This window comes from Delftia sp. ZNC0008 (genome assembly GCF_000799035.1).
GTDB lineage: Bacteria > Pseudomonadota > Gammaproteobacteria > Burkholderiales > Burkholderiaceae_C > Comamonas > Comamonas tsuruhatensis.
The window spans coordinates 1-2,193 of sequence record NZ_JTKZ01000046.1 but is presented as its reverse complement, the minus strand read 5'-3'; the positions used below and the strand labels follow the sequence as shown (position 1 = coordinate 2,193).

Annotated in this window: 2 protein-coding genes; both read left to right on the top strand. The window is 71.0% G+C overall.

Annotated features, from left to right (window positions below; genetic code table 11):
* Positions 1–1,213: molybdopterin dinucleotide binding domain-containing protein (locus L995_RS01410; protein WP_047468424.1), on the top strand; the 1,213-nt coding region annotated here is incomplete at its 5' end.
* Between the two features lie 98 nt (positions 1,214–1,311).
* Positions 1,312–2,193: DNA-binding protein YbiB (ybiB, locus tag L995_RS01405; RefSeq protein ID WP_047468421.1), on the top strand; the 882-nt coding region annotated here is incomplete at its 3' end.

The following is a 2,193-nucleotide window of genomic DNA, read 5'->3' as shown; positions in this document are numbered from 1 at the left end:
CCGCGTCCTGTCCTGGGATCTGCTGGACGCGCAAGGCCCCCAGCAATGGCCGCTGCCCGAAGGCGCAGCCCTGGGCCGCGCACGGCTCTACGAAGACGGCCGCTTTCCCACGCCCGATGGACGCGCCCGCTTTGCCCTGCTGCCCTGGCAGCCGCTGGCCGAGTCGCCCGATGCGAGCTACCCCTTCAGCCTGACCACGGGCCGGCTGCGCGACCAGTGGCACGGCATGAGCCGCACGGGCCAGCTGGGACGACTGTTCGGCCAGGCTGCCGAGCCCAGTGTGCAGATGCATCCGCAGGACATGGCCGAGCGCGGCCTGCGCGCGGGCGACCTGGTGCAGGTGAGCAGCCGCCGCGGTGCCCTGCTGGTGCCGGTGCAGCCCGATGCCACGCTCGCGCCCTCCCAGCTCTTCATGGCCATGCACTGGGGCGGCGAGTACCTGGGCGGCACGGCCACGGGGGGCCTCAACGCACTGACCACGCCAGCCTTCTGCCCCGCATCCAAGCAGCCTGAACTCAAGCACACGGCCGTCAAGCTGCAAAAGGCCGCTCTGCCCTGGACCCTGCTGGCCATGGCCTGGCTGCCCGAGGACCGCGTGCTGGCCGTGCGCGAGCAGTTGTCCGCCCTCATGCCGCACTTCGGCTTTGCCAGCTGCGTGCCTTTCGGCAATGCCGTGCCGCTGCAGGACGCCGCCCGCGCCCGCCACGGAGTGCTGCTGCGCGCCGCCGCGCATGAGGCGCCCGACGACGCCCTCATCGCGCAGATCGAGTCCCTGCTGGGCCTGGATGCCGCCGACACCCTGCGCTACAGCGACCGCCGCCGCCAGCACAGCCGTGCGCTGCGGCTGGACCGCACCAGCCTGTCCACCACGGTCGAAGCCTTGCTGCTGGCCGGAGACACGCGCGCCGGCAGCTGGCTGGGCACCCTGCTGAGGGACCAGTTGCCGGCCCAGGACTATGGGCGCCTGCTGCTCATGTCCTCGGCCTCGGCACCGCTGCCCCTGGCGCAGCGCACGCGCCAGGTCTGCGCGTGCTTCGACGTGGACGAGGCCGCCATCGAAGGCGTGCTTGCGCGCTGCGAGGGCAGCGACGATGCCCGCCTGGCCGCTTTGCAAGGCCAATTGCGCTGCGGTACCAACTGCGGCTCCTGCCTGCCTGAACTCAAGCGCCTGGTGCGCCACATCCCCGTTGCGCCCAGCCCGCAGGCGGCATGAAAGAGGCCATGGAACGACAGGTTTGCATATATAGCGAAAAGTAATGAAACCTGCGGGAAAATATGCGCCCACAGGATTCCACCCACGATCACCACGCCATGGGCATCAGCCAATACATCAAGGAAATAGGCCGCGGCGCACGCGGAGCCAAGGCGCTGGAGCGCGCGCAGGCCGCCGACCTGTTCGGCCAGGTGCTGGACGGGGGCGTCACCGATCTGGAGATCGGCGCCTTCTGCATCGCCATGCGCATCAAGGGCGAGACGGTCGAGGAGATGAGCGGCTTCCTGGATGCCGTGCATGCGCGCGCCGCGCGCTTTCCCGCCTCGGCCCATGGCCGCCCCGTGATCGTGCTGCCCAGCTACAACGGCGCGCGCCGCCTGCCCGTGCTCACGCCCCTGCTGGCCCTGCTGCTGGCGCGCGAAGGCCTGCCCGTGCTGCTGCACGGCATGCGCACCGAGGCGCGGCGCATCCTGGCCAGCGATGTGCTGCAGGCGCTGGGCATTGCGCCGCTGCAGGCACCCCAGGCACTCGATGGCGGCCAGGTGGCCCATCTGCATACCGAACACCTGCATCCGGCGCTGGCCCGGCTGCTGTCCGTGCGCGAGGTCATCGGCCTGCGCAATCCGGGCCACAGCGTGGTCAAGCTGCTGGCGCCCTGCGACGGCCCCTGCCTGCTGGTGACGGCCTACACCCATCCCGAGTACCTGCCCATGCTGCACGGCACCTTCGGGACGCTGGGCATGAATGTGCTGCTCTCGCGCGGGCTGGAGGGCGAGGTCGCGGCCGACCCGCGCCGGCTGCCGCGCTACGACGGATTCGTCGCAGGCGCCCACCAGCTGCTGGCCGAGCAGCAAAGCGGCACGGCCTCCGAAATCCCGGGCCTGCCCGCCGAGATCGACGTGGACACCACGGCGCGCTACACCGAGGACGTGCTTGCGGGCCGCCTGCCCGTGCCGCCGGCGCTCACGCGCCAGGTGGAA